The 16795-nt window shown below is 59.2% G+C and carries 18 protein-coding genes; 15 read left to right on the plus strand and 3 right to left on the minus strand.

What is annotated here, in order from left to right:
- The first annotated feature begins 2 nt into the window (after positions 1-2).
- The 3 genes from BR24_RS14820 to proC all read left to right on the plus strand — a co-directional run bounded on the left by BR24_RS14820 (position 3) and on the right by proC (position 2090).
- Complete coding sequence (locus tag BR24_RS14820; RefSeq protein WP_496542370.1) at positions 3-797, plus strand: ABC transporter ATP-binding protein; 795 nt, start codon at positions 3-5, stop codon at positions 795-797.
- A gap of 69 nt (positions 798-866) precedes the next feature.
- Positions 867-1289 carry a nucleoside-diphosphate kinase gene (ndk, locus tag BR24_RS14825; RefSeq protein WP_462998173.1) on the plus strand — a complete coding sequence of 141 codons (423 nt, stop codon included), beginning with the start codon at positions 867-869 and terminating at the stop codon, positions 1287-1289.
- Positions 1290-2090: a pyrroline-5-carboxylate reductase gene (gene proC / locus BR24_RS14830; protein WP_496542256.1), complete on the plus strand. Its 801-nt coding sequence runs from the start codon at positions 1290-1292 to the stop codon at positions 2088-2090. It abuts the gene before it with no gap.
- Between the two features lie 71 nt (positions 2091-2161).
- Here proC and BR24_RS14835 read toward each other — a convergent pair whose 3' ends face one another.
- Both BR24_RS14835 and BR24_RS14840 read right to left on the minus strand, forming a co-directional pair.
- Entirely contained in the window at positions 2162-3220 is a 1059-nt protein-coding gene (locus BR24_RS14835) for a glycosyltransferase family 4 protein (protein WP_496542257.1), read from the minus strand.
- A gap of 90 nt (positions 3221-3310) precedes the next feature.
- Complete coding sequence (locus BR24_RS14840) at positions 3311-4585, minus strand: MFS transporter (protein ID WP_496542258.1); 1275 nt, start codon at positions 4583-4585, stop codon at positions 3311-3313.
- Positions 4586-4840: 255 nt separating this feature from the next.
- Here BR24_RS14840 and ileS point away from each other — a divergent pair, with 255 nt between their 5' ends.
- The 10 genes from ileS (at position 4841) to BR24_RS14890 (ending at position 13170) form a co-directional block, all read left to right on the plus strand.
- Entirely contained in the window at positions 4841-7660 is a 2820-nt protein-coding gene (gene ileS / locus BR24_RS14845) for an isoleucine--tRNA ligase (RefSeq protein ID WP_496542259.1), read from the plus strand.
- A gap of 2 nt (positions 7661-7662) precedes the next feature.
- Complete coding sequence (lspA, locus tag BR24_RS14850; RefSeq protein ID WP_496542260.1) at positions 7663-8154, plus strand: signal peptidase II; 492 nt, start codon at positions 7663-7665, stop codon at positions 8152-8154.
- Positions 8135-8893, plus strand: coding sequence for a prolipoprotein diacylglyceryl transferase (gene lgt, locus BR24_RS14855; RefSeq protein ID WP_496542261.1), 759 nt, complete (start codon positions 8135-8137; stop codon positions 8891-8893). The genes lspA and lgt overlap by 20 nt, the downstream gene beginning before the upstream one ends.
- Positions 8886-9110: a PLD nuclease N-terminal domain-containing protein gene (locus BR24_RS14860; protein WP_496542262.1), complete on the plus strand. Its 225-nt coding sequence runs from the start codon at positions 8886-8888 to the stop codon at positions 9108-9110. The genes lgt and BR24_RS14860 overlap by 8 nt, the downstream gene beginning before the upstream one ends.
- Positions 9110-10018 carry a tol-pal system protein YbgF gene (ybgF, locus tag BR24_RS14865; protein WP_496542263.1) on the plus strand — a complete coding sequence of 303 codons (909 nt, stop codon included), beginning with the start codon at positions 9110-9112 and terminating at the stop codon, positions 10016-10018. The genes BR24_RS14860 and ybgF overlap by 1 nt, the downstream gene beginning before the upstream one ends.
- Positions 10019-10072: 54 nt before the next feature.
- The gene (locus BR24_RS14870) at positions 10073-10516 is read left to right on the plus strand and encodes an NIL domain-containing protein (protein WP_496542264.1); all 444 of its coding nucleotides are present in this window, start codon (positions 10073-10075) and stop codon (positions 10514-10516) included.
- A gap of 14 nt (positions 10517-10530) precedes the next feature.
- On the plus strand, positions 10531-11040 hold the full coding sequence (locus BR24_RS14875) for a PilZ domain-containing protein (RefSeq protein WP_496542265.1): 510 nt from the start codon (positions 10531-10533) through the stop codon (positions 11038-11040).
- A gap of 28 nt (positions 11041-11068) precedes the next feature.
- On the plus strand, positions 11069-11803 hold the full coding sequence (locus BR24_RS14880; RefSeq protein ID WP_496542266.1) for a protein phosphatase CheZ: 735 nt from the start codon (positions 11069-11071) through the stop codon (positions 11801-11803).
- 339 nt (positions 11804-12142) lie between these two features.
- On the plus strand, positions 12143-12406 hold the full coding sequence (rbp, locus tag BR24_RS14885; RefSeq protein WP_018125359.1) for an RNA-binding regulator: 264 nt from the start codon (positions 12143-12145) through the stop codon (positions 12404-12406).
- A 236-nt stretch (positions 12407-12642) separates the two neighbouring features.
- Positions 12643-13170: a DUF3750 domain-containing protein gene (locus BR24_RS14890; protein ID WP_496542267.1), complete on the plus strand. Its 528-nt coding sequence runs from the start codon at positions 12643-12645 to the stop codon at positions 13168-13170.
- Between the two features lie 120 nt (positions 13171-13290).
- Here BR24_RS14890 and mgtE read toward each other — a convergent pair whose 3' ends face one another.
- Positions 13291-14625: a magnesium transporter gene (gene mgtE / locus BR24_RS14895; RefSeq protein ID WP_496542268.1), complete on the minus strand. Its 1335-nt coding sequence runs from the start codon at positions 14623-14625 to the stop codon at positions 13291-13293.
- Between the two features lie 157 nt (positions 14626-14782).
- On the opposite strand from mgtE, the gene nadC reads away from it, so the two are divergent.
- Together nadC and nadA are read left to right on the plus strand one after the other, a co-directional pair.
- Complete coding sequence (nadC, locus tag BR24_RS14900; protein ID WP_496542269.1) at positions 14783-15646, plus strand: carboxylating nicotinate-nucleotide diphosphorylase; 864 nt, start codon at positions 14783-14785, stop codon at positions 15644-15646.
- A gap of 11 nt (positions 15647-15657) precedes the next feature.
- Positions 15658-16695 (plus strand): quinolinate synthase NadA, encoded by a 1038-nt coding sequence (gene nadA, locus BR24_RS14905; RefSeq protein WP_496542270.1) that lies wholly within the window; start codon positions 15658-15660, stop codon positions 16693-16695.
- The last annotated feature ends 100 nt before the right edge of the window (positions 16696-16795 follow it).

Raw genomic sequence — 16795 nt, forward strand, 5'->3', positions numbered from 1 at the left:
CGATGCTGAATGTTTCCGAAGGGATCAAGGTATTCAACAGGGGCGGCGTCAACGAAGTTATTGCCCTAAACAGCGTCAGCCTGAATGTGCGCGAAGGCGACTTCGTCACCGTCATCGGCTCGAACGGAGCGGGCAAATCCACCTTTCTCAACGCTGTTGCCGGAACCTTCAGGCTCGATTCGGGCACGGTCGAGCTGGACGGCGACGATGTGACAGGCTGGCCGGAGCACAAGCGAGCCGGACGCATCGGCCGCGTGTTTCAGGACCCGCTGATGGGCACCTGCGCCGGCGCCACCATCGAACAGAATCTGGCTCTGGCCATGAAACGCGGCAAGTTGCGCGGGCTCGGCATGGGCGTGAAGCGGCGCGACCGCGAGTATTTCCGCGAGCGGCTGTCCACTCTGAACCTCGGACTCGAGGACCGTCTCGGCACGGCCACAGGGTTGCTTTCGGGCGGCCAGCGTCAGGCGCTGACCATGCTCATGGCCACGCTGGTGCGCCCGCGCCTGCTGCTGCTCGACGAGCACACGGCCGCTCTCGACCCGAAGACCGCGAGCATGATCCTCGACCTGACCGACGAGCTTGTCTCCGGACAGCGGCTGACCACACTGATGGTGACGCACAACATGCAGCAGGCCATCAGCCTGGGCAACAGGCTCATCATGTTCCACCGGGGCGAAGTCGTCATGGACATCCACGGCGAGGAGAAGCAGGGCCTGAAAGTTGAAGATCTTTTGCAGCGCTTTGCCAAGCTGCGCGGCGGTGAGGGAGTCACCGACCGCATGCTGCTGGGCTAGCGCCAAAAGGCGGTCCGGGGGGACCGTCATGGTAACAAGGGTAAAACCAATAATCGGAGGCAATTAGGTATGACTGTAGAAACCACTCTTTCCATCATCAAGCCCGACGCCGTCGCAGCGGGCAACATCGGCGCCATCCTGCAGATGATCAGCGACGCGGGCCTCAGGATCAAGGCCATGAAGATGGTCCAGCTGAGCCAGAAGGAAGCCGAAGGCTTTTATGCGGTTCACAAGGAACGTCCCTTCTTCGGCGAACTGGTGGAATTCATGACTTCCGGCCCGGCCGTGGTCTCCATCCTCGAAGGCGAGAACGCCATCGCCCGCTACCGCGAGCTGATGGGCGCCACCAACCCCGAGCAGGCCGAGGAAGGCACCATCCGCAAGAACTTCGCCACCAACATCCAGAACAACGCCGTGCACGGCTCCGACGCTCCCGAAACCGCCGCAGTCGAAACGGCCTACTTCTTCAGCAGCATTGAACAGGTGAACTAAATGAAAAAAATCGGGTTCATAGGCGTAGGAAACATGGGTTCCGCCATCATTCGCGGCATGGCCGTGCGTGATGACGTCGAGATTCACGGCACCGACCTCAACGCCGAGGTCATCGCCACCCTCGAAAACGAATGCGGCCTCAAGGCACAGCCGGACGCCAAGGCACTCGCCGAAGCGGTGGACTATGTCGTGCTCGCGGTCAAACCGCAGCACGCGTCCAAGGTTCTGGAAAGCATCTCCCCCGCCCTCGGCCCGGACAAGTGCCTCGTTTCCATCTGCGCCGGACTCACCGTGGACACGCTCCGCGACATGTCCGGACAGGAATGCCCCGTGGTCCGCATCATGCCCAACACGCCCGCCATGGTCGGCGAAGGCGTCTTCGCGATCTGTCTTGACGACGAACAGCTGTCCGACGAAAGCAAAAGCTTCATCCCCGAGATTTTCGACGGGCTCGGGCTGGTCAAAGTGCTCTCGGAAAAACAGTTCGACGCCTTCACGGCGGTCATCGGCTCCGGCCCCGCATACGTCTTCTACTTCATGGAGGCGCTCATGGAAGCCGGGGTCAATCTGGGGCTGACACGACAGGAATCCACGGAAATGGTCGAGGCGCTGTTCAGCGGCTCGGCCAAGCTCGCCATGGAGTCCGACCACCATGTCAGCCAGCTCCGCGAGATGGTCAGCTCCCCAGCCGGAACGACCATCAAGGCGCTGCTGCATCTTGATCGCACGGCGACGCGCGGCAACATCGTGGACGCGGTCACGGAATCCTACCTACGCAGCATCGAACTCGGTTCCAAGTAAGAAGCAAGGCGGGAGGGCAACACCTCCCGCCTTATTTCTTTGCTTCATTGCAGCCACACCATTGCCGCCTGCTATAGAGTTCCGTTCAGCACCATCGAGAGTCCCGTATGGACCTTGTAGTCGAACGAGTCACGCCCCAGCTTTTCTTCCGCCGTGTTACGCGCCCGTCTCCCCATGGTTTCAACGAGTCCCCTATCGTGAGACAGGGAGAGGATGCTTTCAACCCAGTCGTCCATCACGCTTTCATACGAAAAGAGGAAGCCGTTTGCCCCGTCTTCAACGATGTCGGGAAGACCACCCACGGCTCTTGCCAGAACGGGAAGGCCACTCGCCATGGCCTCGGTGGCTGCTATGCCCAGCTGGTCCCGCAACGTCGGAAAGACAAAGACGTCCGCTTCACGAAAAACAGCCGGCATCTCTTCATAGTCAACGTTGCGCAGGAGCCGAATTCCGTGTCGCCCCTCAAGGGTGGAGTCGAGCGAAGGGTCGCCGGAGACGATGGTGAGGCTGCATGTCTCGGAGAGCTTGTCCCAGACCTTGAGAAGTCCGCCGCCACCCTTTCGTTCAAATTCGTTGCCGACGAACAGCAGGTGTAACTTGCCTTCTGCCGTGCGGTCGTAGGATTTGGCCTGCCACATTTCCAGATCGAGTGCCGTGAACGTCGGGATGATGCGCTTTTCGTCAACGCCGAAGTCTTCCTGCAAGGTTCTGCCGCACCAGGGAGTTCGGGGAAAGAAAAGACGCGTATCAGAAAACGGCTTGGCGTACATGGTTTTGTAGAGGGATAGCAGCACAGAATTCTTGAACTTCTGTTTGAAGCCCTGCGCCAGCGGAGCATATAACCTGCGCGCGGCAACAGGGGTGGTATCGTGAAAAAGGACTACAGGAACCTTGTTCAGGACGCGTCGGACCACCCAGAGAAATTCAAAGCATCCAAGGATAACCGCGTCGTAACTTGTGAAATCCAGATTCTCGAATCTGCGGTCCGCCACCCACGACGTTTCAGCAATGTTGCTGGCCCTGAGCAGCTTCGGAGCCGTGTATTTCCTGTAATCGTCGTGGCGCAGGCTCTCGGCGTCAAACTCCAGCCCCGGCATGGACTCCAGAGCTCTGGCAATATTCCGACTCATGGTCGCGTTGCCCAGTATCTCGTTGAAAAGACATAGCACTTTCCTTGTTTGCATCCGTTTTCCTTTCTCTTTGAGAATCTGCGGCAGAGATTACGCCGTCTGCGAGGCAGGATCATTCTTCCTGCGGGAAATCATGACCTTTACGAGAGGAACACACGCCGCAAGCCCGAGTATGCCCGAAAGCACCAGCACGCTTGAGAATCCGAGGGAATCCGCCATCCCGCCCGCGCCCAGCGCCGCAAAGACGCTGCCTATGGCGGTGGTTGCGTTGAAGATGCCTATGGCGCTGCCTTCTTCGAAGTCGGCCAGTTCCGCCACGTAGGCCGTGCCGGCGACGATGGCGGGAGACCATGCTATGGGGGTGAGCAGAAAGAAAAGCGGCGCGAGCCAGACACTCTGGGCATTGTCCGTCAGCGCCAGAACCGTCATCCCGGCCACGGAAACGATTACCAGCGCGTAAGCGACCATCACCACATAGCCGTTGCCGACCTTCCTCCCCAGCGCTCCGGACGGAGCATAGGCAAAGATGCCTATGAATGCCCCGGCAGCATAATACAGGGAAGATGCGAAAGCTCCGATGCCGTAGGTCTGCTGCATCAGAAGCGGATACAGGTTGAAGATCAGCCACATGGAGAGCATGGAAAGGAACCAGCTGAAAACGAATAACCCGTAATCCGACCTGAGGCGGGTCAGCAGATCGAAAAAGTGCTTCAGCCGCCCGAGACGATGATGACTGTGCGGCACCGGCTGACGGGCGGGTCTGCTGCCTCCGCATCGCTGTCCGGACTCTTGCGGCGTGCGGTCTTCATCGGCCGGGAGTCCTTTGCGACCGAGCCACCAGCCGGGAAGCATGAGCAGTCCCGAGGCAAGCATTCCGAACTCAGGCGCGGCCTGCAGCGCCGCCGCCAGTCCCAGCCCCACGGCCTGCCCTGCCCCGTAAAATGTCTGAAGCCAGCCGATACGGTCGTCCCATTGACTTTTGGGCTTGAACTCAACGATGAACATGGCCGCCACGGTGTTGCTTGCCGCGGCCCCGACGCCCTGCAGGAAACAAAGGGCCATCCAGAAGACCAGGTTCGAAGTGCCGCCGAACACCGCGAGACACAGGCCGAGGATGGCGTACCCGAACGCCCAGATCATCCGCAGCTTGCCGGTCCTGTCTGCCAGCCCGCCAAGCAGTGGTGAGAGCAACTGCCCTGCGTAGAACGCGGCTACGACTATCCCCGCTGCGCCGTTTCCCGCGGCCTTCCCCACGATGATCGGAATGAGGATGGGCGCGACACCGAGCACCACGGCCCCCTGAAAGGCGTATCCGGAATACCATTTTTCAGTGTTTTCGTTGAAGATCTTCGATGCGAGAGTCATGAAATACCACCTTGTACGGGTTTCACGGAGCATGGGCCCTTAAGGTTCGTACGAGCGATTGTCCTATTCAGACGACATATCACAGACTAGGACCGATGGAAAAACCAGATTCTCCCGTTTCGCGCAACATGGCGTATCTTCGGACTCTCCCGCTTCGGGTCTTGACTTCCGCCCACCCTTGAACCATTCTAGCCGCTCTTTTTGGACCACCTACTCTTTCTAAAGAAATATACGTCCCCGGAGGATCGGCCAACCATGAGTGATTACAAGAAAACTCTTCTGCTGCCCAAAACCAAGTTCCCCATGAAGGCGAACCTCAAGCAGCGCGAACCGGAAACCCTGAAGTACTGGGCCGAGATCGACGCCTACGATCAGATGATTTCCTCCGGAGGAGAGCACGGCGAGTACTGCCTCCACGACGGTCCTCCCTACGCCAACGGACATATTCACATGGGCACCGCGCTCAACAAGGTGCTCAAGGACATCGTGGTCAAGTCCCGCAACATGCAGGGCCAGAAGGCTCAGTACGTGCCGGGCTGGGACTGCCACGGCCTGCCCATCGAGCATAAGGTCGAGCAGGAGTTGAAGAAGAAGCGCAAGGAGCTGCCAACTCTCACGGTCCGCAAGATCTGCCGCGAGTACGCCGAAAAGTGGCTGGGCGTGCAGCGAAAGGAGTTCAAGCGCCTTGGCGTCTTCGGCACTTGGGAAGATCCGTACATGACCATGAAGCCCGAATACGAGGCTGCCACTGCCCGCGAACTGGGAAGATTCATGGAAAACGGCGGCGTGGTCCGCGGCAAGAAACCCATCTACTGGTGTTGCGACTGCCACACCGCGCTGGCCGAGGCTGAGGTCGAGTACGCCGACCACACCTCCCCGTCCATCTACGTCCGCTTTCCCATGTTCGATGAAAAGGTCAGGGACATTGCCGGTGTCGACCCTCAGAAGACCTACGTCGTGATCTGGACCACCACTCCGTGGACCATCCCCGATAACATGGCCGTGGCCGTACACCCCGATTTCGACTATGTTTTCGTCGAGGTTGAAGGCGATTTCTACGTGGTAGCCGAAGGCATGCTGGAGACCGTGGCCGAGGCCGCCGGCTGGGATTCCCCGAAGGTAGCGGCAACGGTCAAGGGCGCCGAGCTGGAAGGGCTCAAGCCCAAGCATCCCATTTACGACCGCGAATCCCCCATGGTGCTGGCCGACTATGTCACGCTTGAAGCGGGTACCGGCTGCGTTCACACCGCACCCGGACATGGCCCCGACGACTTCGTGACCGGTAAGCGCTACGGGCTGGACATCTATTCTCCCATGAACGACCGCGGCGAGTTCCTCGATGAAGTGGAGTTTTTCGCCGGAATGAACGTCTTCGACGCCAACCCCAGTGTCATTGAGAAACTCGAAGAGCTGGGGAACCTGCTGGCATCCTCCAAGATCAGCCACTCCTACCCGCACTGCTGGCGCTGCAAGCAGCCGGTCATCTTCCGCGCCACCACCCAGTGGTTCATCGGCATGGAGCAGAACGACCTGCGCGGTCGCGCCCTCAAGGCCATCGACGGGGAAGTGAACTGGATCCCGGCATGGGGCAGGGAACGCATTCACAACATGATCGCCAACCGCCCCGACTGGTGCATCTCCCGGCAGCGCAACTGGGGCGTGCCCATTTCCGCGCTCATCTGCAAGGAGTGCGACGAGACGTGGTTCGACGCGCAGTGGGTCTACGACATTTGCGACAAATACGCCAAACACCCCACGGGTTGCGACTACTGGTTCGAGGCTCCCATCGAAGAGCTCGTGCCCGAGGGGCTGACCTGTCCCAAGTGCGGCGCAGCGCATTGGAAGCGCGAACGCGACATCCTCGACGTATGGTTCGACTCCGGCACCAGCTTCTCCGCCGTCGTCGAACAGCGCGAGGAGACCAGCTACCCTGCGGACCTGTATCTGGAAGGGTCCGACCAGCATCGCGGCTGGTTCCACAGCTCCCTGCTCGCCTCCATGGGAACTCGCGGCAAGGCGCCCTACAAATCCGTGCTGACCCACGGCTACGTGGTCGACGGCGAAGGGCGCAAGATGTCCAAGTCCATCGGCAACGTCATCGCGCCGCAGGAGATCATCGACAAGTACGGCGCGGAAATCCTGCGCATGTGGGTCTCCGCCTCCAATTATCAGGAGGACGTGCGTATCTCCGACGAGACGCTGGACAGGCTCGTGGACGCCTACCGCCGCATCCGCAACACCTGCCGCTACCTGCTGTCGAATCTGAACGACTTCGATCCTGCCAGGGATCGCGTGTCCGTGGAGGACATGCTTCCGCTGGACCGCTACGCGCTGGACCTCGTGAGCCGCAGCCACGAGACCATCCAGAACGCCTACAAGAATTACGAATTCCACAAGGTCTACCACACGCTGCACAATCTCTGCGTAGTGGACCTGTCCTCCTTCTATCTGGACATCCTCAAGGACCGCCTCTATGTGGAGGAGCAGGACGGCCGCAAGCGCCGCAGCGCGCAGACCGCCCTCTGGCAGATTCTCATGATGCTGCTCGTGGACATGGCACCGGTGCTCTCCTTCACTGCGGAGGAAGCGTTCCAGAATCTGCCCGAAGCCATCAGGAATTCCCTGTCGCAGCAGGAGACAGTATTCGCCCTGCGCTTTGCGCCGGACGCCGTGAACATGGATGACGCCGAGCGCACCGCCTGGGAAAAGCGTCTGGCCGTGCGTCACGAAGTGAACCGGACCATCGAACCCAAACGCAAGGAAGGCGTCATCGGCAAACCGCTGGACGCCCGCGTAACCCTGTTCGGCGATGTTCAGCCCCTGTTCGAGCTGGATGACTTCGACGCCAAGGAATTCTTCATCGTTTCCTCTCTGGCGTTCGCTCCGGAATCCGAGGCAGGCGCGGACGCGTTCGAAGCGGAAGAGGTCCCGGGCCTCAAGATTCTTGTTGAACGCGCGCCGGGTGAGAAATGCCAGCGCTGCTGGCGCATCAGCGAGGAGCTTGGCGGCAATGCGGAGCACCCGGAAGCCTGCCCGCGCTGCACCGCCGTCCTTGAAACGCTGGATCAGGAATAGGGATGAACCGCTACGCCAAGGCCGGAATATGGGCGACCGTCATGGTCGCCCTTGATCAATGGACAAAGTGGCTCGTCATCGAGACGTTTCCGCTTTGGAGCTGGAAGAAGGTCATTCCCGGATTCTTCAACCTTGTCCATGTGCGAAACAAAGGCACGGCCTGGGGATTTCTGGACCGGGACGACATCGACTGGCAGGTGCCGCTCTTCATTGGCATAACCGTGGTCGCGCTCGTGTTCATCACGCAGTTGCTCCGCAAGACCGAGGAGTCCGACAGGTTCATGATCGCCGGACTCGGCATGATCGCGGGCGGAGCTGTCGGCAACCTCATCGACAGGGTCCGCCTTGGAGAAGTTGTCGATTTTCTGGACTTTTATGTGGGCACATACCACTGGCCCGCCTTCAATGTGGCCGACTCGGCCCTGACTGTTGGCGCTGGCGCGGTGCTTGTCTCGCTCTGGATAAACAGGAAGGATGCACCCGGAACTGATTAGGCTCGGCCCTCTCACGCTGCACTCGTACGGGGTGCTCGTTGCGCTGGCGTTTCTCGCCGCCATCTGGTGGGCGTCGCGCGAGATGAATCGCCGTGACCTGAATCCGGAAATCCTGCCGGGACTCGTGTTCCGCATCGTACTGGGCGCGGTTCTCGGCGCCCGGCTCCTTTATGTCCTCATCGACCTCCCCCACTTCCTGTTCAACCCGTCGGAAATAATCGCCTTCTGGAACGGCGGTCTCGTCTTTTCGGGCGGGCTGACGCTCGCCGCCCTGCTGGGCTACATGAAATTGAGACGCGAGCCCCGGCGACTCGAGTGGGTCGACGCGCTTGCTCCGGCCGTGGCACTGGGGCAGGGAGTCGGGCGACTCGGCTGTTTCATGGCCGGGTGCTGCTACGGAGCGAAAACCCATGTCCCATGGGCGGTGATATTCACGGCCCCCAACGGGCTCGCCCCCATCGGCACGCCCATACACCCTACGCAATTATACCAAAGCGTGGCGGGCTTTCTTACCTTCTTCGCACTTGTCCGATTTTCCCGCGGCAATCCCGCGCCGGGCAGAACCGCCGGCCAGTATCTCGTCTTGTTCGGCGCGTTTCGCATCATCGTGGAATTCTTCCGTGCCGACTGGCGCGGCGACTTCGGGTTCGCCAGCGTGACGCAGGTCGTCACCGGTTTTTTTCTACTGCTCGGACTCCACCTTCTCATGAGAAACAACAGGAGCTACGTGAATGCTTGAACGTATTTCGCAGATAACCGCCCTGCAATGGGCGCTCGCGGGCGGCGTTGTGCTGGCCCTTTTCGCCTTCAGCGCATGGGCCATTCTCGACGCCTGGAAGCGCGATTTCGACAGTAACGGAGAAAAGGTGGGCTGGATTCAGCTCATCATTTTCATTCCCCTCATCGGGGCATTGAGTTATGTTCTCATCGGCAGAAAACGAGGAGAGCCAATCTGATGAAAAAGGTCATTATTCTATCCATGATGCTTGTGATGCTTTCGCTTCTTGTTGGCGGATGTGCTTCCAAGCAACAGGTTGAATCCATCGAGGCCCGCTCCCGCAGGACCAGCGAGGAACAGCGCCGCCTGATAATGCAGCTTGAGCGAGAGCTTGCGGAAGCCCGCCAGCAGCTCCGTCAGGAAATCCAGCAGACCAACACGCCGGTAGCCCAGAAGACTGCCGACATCTGGGTGGAACTCAACACCCTGCGGCAGGAAGTCGCCCTGCTCAACGGACAGCTCGAGGTCATGCAGGTGCGCATGGACAACCAGCTCGGCTCAACGAACGCCACCATGCCGACCCTTCGCGAACGCTTGAGCGCGGTGGAATTCGCCATGGAAAACGAGCTCAACGTGGAGTTGGAGACCGTAGCTGCAATGGAGGCTGCCCGCGCTGCTTCCGAAATGCCCGTTGAATCCAACGCCACCCTTGCGGAATCCAACGGGACTGCCGCCGAACCCCGGACTGCCCCGAAGCCCGAGAAGAAGCCTGCGGACCCGGCCAAGGCGCTTTATGACAAAGCCATGGGCGAGTACAAGCAGGGCAACTACGAGAAGGCCCGTACCTACTGGGCCGAGTTCTCCGAGACGTTCAAGGAGCACCCCTACCGCGCCAGCTCGATTTTCTGGCAGGGCCAGAGCTACTACAAGCTCAAGGACTACGGCCGCGCCGCGCTGCTTTACGACGACGTCATCAAGAAGTATCCCAAGAGCAGCAAGGTCCCCGCGGCCATGCTCAAGCAGGGGTACGCCCTGATGAACCTCGGCAAGCAGAAGGCGGGCAAGGCGGCACTCAACCTGCTGGTCAAGCGGTTCCCCGATTCCCGGGAAGCCAAGCAGGCTTTGCAGTATCTGGAAAAGAAGTAGCGGCTTGCCCCTTGAAGGAAGGCATGCCATAAAACGAATATAAGCAGGATACCCATGAAGGAACTCATCAAAGGATTCAGGAAAATCGTCTACCTCACGTTCCCGCCGGAAGAGTCGGGACGTCCCGTGGTCTCCAACCTCTCCAAGCTGTTCGACCTGAGCTTCAACATCCTCAAGGCCGACATCAGCCCGAGGCACGAAGGCACAATGACCCTCGAAATCACAGGGCTTGAGGAAGACTTCCACAAGGGAATCGCCTACCTGAAGGAAGCGGGCATCCGCATAACCCCGGTCGCCCACAAGATCTTCCGCGACGAGGACAGCTGCGTCCACTGCGGACTGTGCATCTCCATGTGCCCCACCAAGGCCCTCGTCATCAACAAGGCGGACCGCACCGTGGAATTCGACGTGGAAAAGTGTTCCGCATGCGGCATGTGTACACGGGTCTGTCCGGTCAAGGCCATGAGCCTCGATCTTGAAGACGGGGACAGGCAATAGTCACGGAGAACGGTATGAGCAGTGAGAAGCGGTCTTTTTCAAGGGTCCCGGTCAGGCTGAAGGCTCACGCGCGCCAGGCGCACGACCTAGACTCGCCCCGGCTCTTCCAGAGCCACGCACAGCCCATGCAGGCGGACCTGCGCAGCGGAAAGCTGCCGGAAGAGGTCACCGGCTTCCTCAAGGAAATGGACCGCAAGCTCGACACAATCCTCGGCCTGCTCAGCCGCGAACACCTGCGCGACGACTTTCCGCTGCTTCTCGAGGTCACCGAGATATCCGGCGCGGGCATGAAGTTCCGCACCTCGGAAAACATTCGCACCGGAGACCTTCTCGAAGTGGTGGTCGTGCTTGACAGGGTTCCCCTGCGTCTGGCCGGCTCCAAGGGAAAGGTCGTCGACGGCGGCCCGGACTCCGGAATTCATCGCTTCGAATTTGTCAACATGAACGAACAGGACCTTGAGATGATCATCCAGTTCGTATTCCAACGGCAGCGGGAAGATATCCGCAGCTCCAGACGATCCTGATCGCATAAGCTCATCCGGGAGGGGATTCATGACGGCCAATGAAGATATCGTCAGAGACATGATGGACAATGTGGCGGCGAAGCTCACCGAGAGCCTTCGCGACTCCATCACCAAGTCGGTGGAAAAGGAAATCGCCAATCACCTCTCCACCGCCTTGCTCGAAGGCGAGTTCTATCGTCGCGTCAACGCGGACCTTCAGGAAGGTCTCAAGCAGATCTACAACGAGGTCAAGGCCGCCAAGACCGGCGAGGTCGTCAAGCACATCGAAGCAGACATTGATCCCGACGAGATTTTCTCGGAGACCTCGGATCAGCTCGACGCCGTGCTGCGCACGACCGAAAAGGCCGCCGTGGACATCATCGACATCGTTGAAAAGCTGCAGGACATGTCCTCCACCCTCGACGACATCGTCACAGGTTTCGAATCGGGGGGGGTCACCAAGGAGAACCGTGAAAAGCTCAAGGTGATCAACTCCACCCTCTCCAACGACCTCAGCCAGATAATGGTCACCCTGAGTTTCCAGGACCTCACCGGGCAGCGCATCAAGATAATCATCAATTCGCTGCGCAAGGTGGAAGAAATCGTGCGCGAGGTCATGGTCTCCACCGGACTGATGATCAAGGCCAGAGAGGAAGCTCCGCAAAAAGACATCAACGGGCTTCGCGAAGAGGCCCAGTCCAAGGCGAGCGATCTGCAGGGCCCGGCGGAGGAAAGCAATCAGGGCGACGTGGACGACCTGCTCGCTTCGCTTGGCATGGATTAATCAAACCGAAGCAGAATCAGATTCAGAAGGACTCTCACTGCGTGGGAGTCCTTTTTTATTCCCGCCATACGCGCGATCCATCGTGGCTTCACGGTATCGAACCTTGATATGTCACCTGTACTGTTGCCGTAGTGCGTCCGTCTTTATGATGAAAAAATTAAAATCTTCCATAAAAAACTATTGACCCGAGGGGCCAATGGCAGATATTGGGCTTTAGAGTTGAGTGAACGGAATCGGTGCACATTGCGTCGTTGCAGCTGCCGAAGCTCCGTTCGAGCCCGAATCTGGGAAGCCGGTTTTCGGGTGTTAGGTTTCATTTTTTAGTTTGAGGTTTTTCCCTTGTCCAAGAACATTTTCGTAGGCAACCTTGCCTGGTCCGCGGCCGATTCTGATCTTCACAACCTTTTTGCCGAATATGGCGAAGTCTCCTCTGCACGTGTCATTCAGGACCGTGAAACCGGCCGTTCCCGCGGTTTCGGTTTCGTGGAAATGGAGTCCGGTGGCGACGAAGCCATCGAAGCCCTCAACGGCTTCAACTTCATGGGCCGTGACCTGCGCGTCAACGAAGCCCAGCCTCGTGAACGTCGTCCCCGCCGCTTCTAGCAAGGGACCCGATTCCGATATCGAGCCCGCCGCAAGGCGGGCTTTTTTTGTGGCCGAACCATACCCCGAATATATAGCCCCTCCCACCCGCCTCATACTTTTTCTCCCGTTTATGCTGGACTTATGAAACCAAGGGCATATTTTTAGATTTACTATCCCGTTGCTGCCCGGTGAACACTAAGCCAATTGGGGCATCCCAAATGTTCATTAATGGTGTGACAATGAGAACCGATTCAATGAAAAGAATATATTGGTGCATCCTGATCATTCTCTGCCTTGCCGGTTGCTCCACAGGGGACTGGAGAACTGCCAGCAGGGAGCCCGCCGGCATTGCGCCGGATCCGGCTTCGACCCATGAAGCCGTGATTCAGGTATACGCAGCTCCCACCTGGGGATGGCGTGGCTGGTTTGCCGTACACACGTGGATTGCCACCAAGGAAGCCGGTGAGGAGAGCTATACGGTCTACGAAGTTGTCGGATGGCGGCAAAAGCGAGGTCTGCCAGTGGTGCGCATTGAGAGGGATACGCCCGACCGCTACTGGTTCGGCGAACGACCGGAACTGTTGGCGGATTTACGGGGCTCCGACGCCGAGAAACTCATCTTCAGGATTGACGATGCGGCGCGGGACTATCCGTGGACCGAAACCTACAAGGCTTTCCCCGGTCCGAACAGCAATACGTTCACCGCGTGGGTGCTGGAGCGTGTACCGGAGCTCGAAGTGGAGCTCCCCTTCTCCGCTATTGGAAGCGGCTACGAGGAGTAGGACGTCATCTTTCCGAACCGGAAACGGTAATGAAAGCCCTTCTATGGAGCCTCTCGAAAGATGCGGCTCCGGCCAGCCACAGAACCGTTGCGACAGGCGCTCCCGTCGTCGCCAAGGCGCCTACTGCGTCAGCAGGACGATGCCGCCGAGGCCAAGCAGGAAAAGGAAGCCGAGCGAGTCGGTGATGGTGGTGAGGAAGATGCTGGAAGCCTGCGCCGGGTCACGGCCCATTTCCTTGAGCAACAACGGGATGGCCGCCCCTGCGAAAGCTCCTATGAGCATGTCGAATGCCAGCGCGAAAGACATTACCCCGGCGAGCCTCAGGTTGCCGAACATGAAGAATATGGCGCCGAAGACCAGCACCGTAATCATCAGGGAGTTGAGCAGGCCGATTTTCATTTCGCGGAACACGGCCAGCCATGAGCGCTTCCGGTCAAACTTCTCCATGGCGAGCTGGCGAATCATGACCGCGAGCGCTTGCTGACCTGTGTTGCCCGCCTGGTTGGCAACCATGGGCATGAGAACGGCCAGAACAGCCATCTGCGCGATGTTGCCTTCAAAAATGTGGACCACCCAGGCCGAGACCGCGGAAAACAGCATGTTGACCAGCAGCCACGGCAGCCGTTTGCGGACGGAAAATCCCACCGGCGAGTCAATGGTTTCATCAGCGCCCGCACCGACCATGGTCTGCATGTCCTCGGACGCTTCGTCATGGATAATGTCGATGACGTCGTCGACGGTGACGACACCCAGCAGGCGGTTGCCGAAATCGACCACGGGAAGAGCCAGAAAATTGTAATGCGCGATGAGACGTGCGACTTCTTCTTTGTCCACGTTGTAGCTCACCGAAATGAGTTTCTGCGTCTTGACGAGTTCCCTGAGCTTCTTGCCTCTTCGGGAGACCAGCAGGTCGCGCAGCGAGACAACGCCGGTCAGCCTCTCGCGCTCGTCCACGAGGTAGGCGTAGTAGGGAATTTCCTTGTCCTCCACCTCCTCACGCAGCTTGTTGATGGCCTCGTCCGCGGAAAGGTCCTGCGAGAGGACCACCACTTCGGTGTTCATGACCCCGCCGCCGGTGTCGGGGTCGAACGTCATGAGCGTCTTGAGTTCTGCGCGATCTTCGGCCTTCAGGTTGCCGAGCAGATTCTTGCGATGGGATTCGTCAAGGTCCTCCAACAGATCTGTGGCGTCGTCCGGATACATCTGCCCGACGATGCGCGCCGCGAGTCGCTGAGGAAGATTCTTTATGAGTTCGTGCTGATCCTGCGTATCCATTTCCGCAATGGAATCGGCAGCGTCCTTGATGGTAAGCTGCTTGATGAACTTGACCTGCTCGTCCACATCCAGACCGCCGATATGCTCGGCTGCGTCCGCGGGATGCTGGTCGTAATCGTGCTCGCTGCTGCCGTGCTCTTCGGCTTCGAAAAGCTCGGGGATGGATTCTTTCACGCTCATCCGACCCTAATTAGACCAATCGCGGTTTCAGGTCAAAGAGTAAGGTCTTTTGAATGCGACATCTTTGTGAAATATTTCATGAACGCTTCACCTACTTGACGAAAAGGACTCGGTGTCATACTCCCATTCAACCTGAAGAAAACCATTGGAAACCGCTATGAATACATCGTTTGACGAATTTTTCCAGTCAGAAGCCCGCATGTTCCTGATCACGGCCATCAAGGTGGCCCTTGCCGAGGACGGCTCCGACCTGACGTCGGCCGCCCTTTTCAAGGAAGACGATCAGGCAAACGCACAGATAATCGCCAAGCAGGACACCGTCATCGCTGGGCTGCCCATCATCCCTCTCGTGCTCGAAATGGCCGGAGGCGGCTGCAAACACATGCTCAACGTGGACGAGGGCGAGAAGATCGGCGCCGACACCATGGTCGCAGCGTTGCAGGGCCCCGCCACGGTGCTGCTCAAGGCCGAGCGGGTCATCCTCAACTTCATTTCCCACATGTCCGGCATCGCCGAACTCACCCGTCGGTATGTGCAGGCGCTCGATGATTACGAGACCATTGTTCTGGATACGCGCAAGACCCTCCCTGGACTTCGGTACGTTGAAAAGTACTCCGTTCTCGTCGGCGGCGGACAGAACCATCGCAAGAACCTGTCCGAGATGATCATGCTCAAGGACAACCACATCGACCGCGCGGGAGGAATCTTCGAAGCGGTCCGTCTGGTTCGCTCCGAATATGATCCCTGTCCGCCAGTGGAAGTCGAATGTCGCAACCTGGAAGAAGTCATGACCGCCGTGCAGGCCGAGCCTGAACGCATCATGCTGGACAACATGACGCCGGACCAGATCCGCGAAGCGCTCTCCAATATCCCCGAAACCATCGAGACGGAGATCAGCGGCGGCGTCAGCCTGGACAACATTACGGAAATCGGCAGCCTCGGCGCTGACTTCGTTTCGGTGGGTCGACTCACCCACTCCGCGCCCGCAGCCGACTTCAGCATGCAATTCATTACGCTTTAAGAGGTGCTTATATGAGCGATGCAGCCCGCATTGAAGGCATCAGGAGCGAGCGGGGCGACCGGCTCGCCATCCTCGGACATCATTACCAGTCCGACGAAGTCCTCGCGCATACCGACATAACCGGCGACTCACTTGAACTCGCCCGACGCATCGAAGGACTTGAGGCCGAACACATTGTTTTCTGCGGCGTCTGGTTCATGGCGGAAACCGCCGCGATCCTGCGTCGCCCCGAGCAGAAAATCCACATTCCGGCGCCCGATGCGTCCTGCCCCATGGCGGACATGGCCGTCTCCCGGTCCGTGGAGAAGGCACTGGAGATCCTTTCCCGCAGCGGCAAGAAGATCATTCCGCTGACCTACGTGAACTCCTCGGCAGGCGTGAAAGCGGTGGTCGGACGCTGGGACGGCTCGGTCTGCACGTCCGCAAACGCCAAACGCATGCTCGAATGGGCCATGGAACGCGGCGACGCCGTCCTCTTCCTTCCCGACCGGCATCTCGCGGTCAACACCGCCGATGCCCTCGGCATCCCCGAAGACCAGCGCCACATCCTCAACGACAGCGTGATTGAAGAGGACCCTTCCCTGCATGTCAGCCCTGACGAGGTCGAAGGCAAAAAGCTGCTCATCTGGCCCGGATGCTGCCCGATTCACGAGGAGTTCACCCTCGACACCATGCTCCGGATTCGCGACAGGGAACCCGAAGCGAAAATTGTCGTGCATCCCGAATGTACGCCCGCGGTAACTCGTGAGGCTGATGCCGACGGCTCCACCTCGTTCATCATCAAGTACGTGGCGGAAGCGCCGGCAGGCAGCACCATTTATGTCGCCACCGAAGCCAACCTCGTGGAACGCCTTGCCGAGCGCCACCGTGACGAAAAGACCATCCGTCCGCTCACGGTGCAACGCTGCGAGGACATGGGCAAGACCACCGAGGCCAAGCTGGCCGCAAATCTTTCGGAACTCGACACCGCCGAACCCGTTGACGTTGCCGAGGAGGTCCGCGAACCCGCGCGTAAAGCGCTGGAACGCATGCTCAAGGCCTGCGCATAGCCCTCGCTGCACGCGCAGGCGGCAACTTGAAAGGTCCGGAGAACGACCCCCCGGACCGAGGCAGGGACATTCCCGTTTCTGCATCACCCTCGAAGGGGGA

This window comes from Pseudodesulfovibrio halophilus DSM 5663 (genome assembly GCF_059568665.1).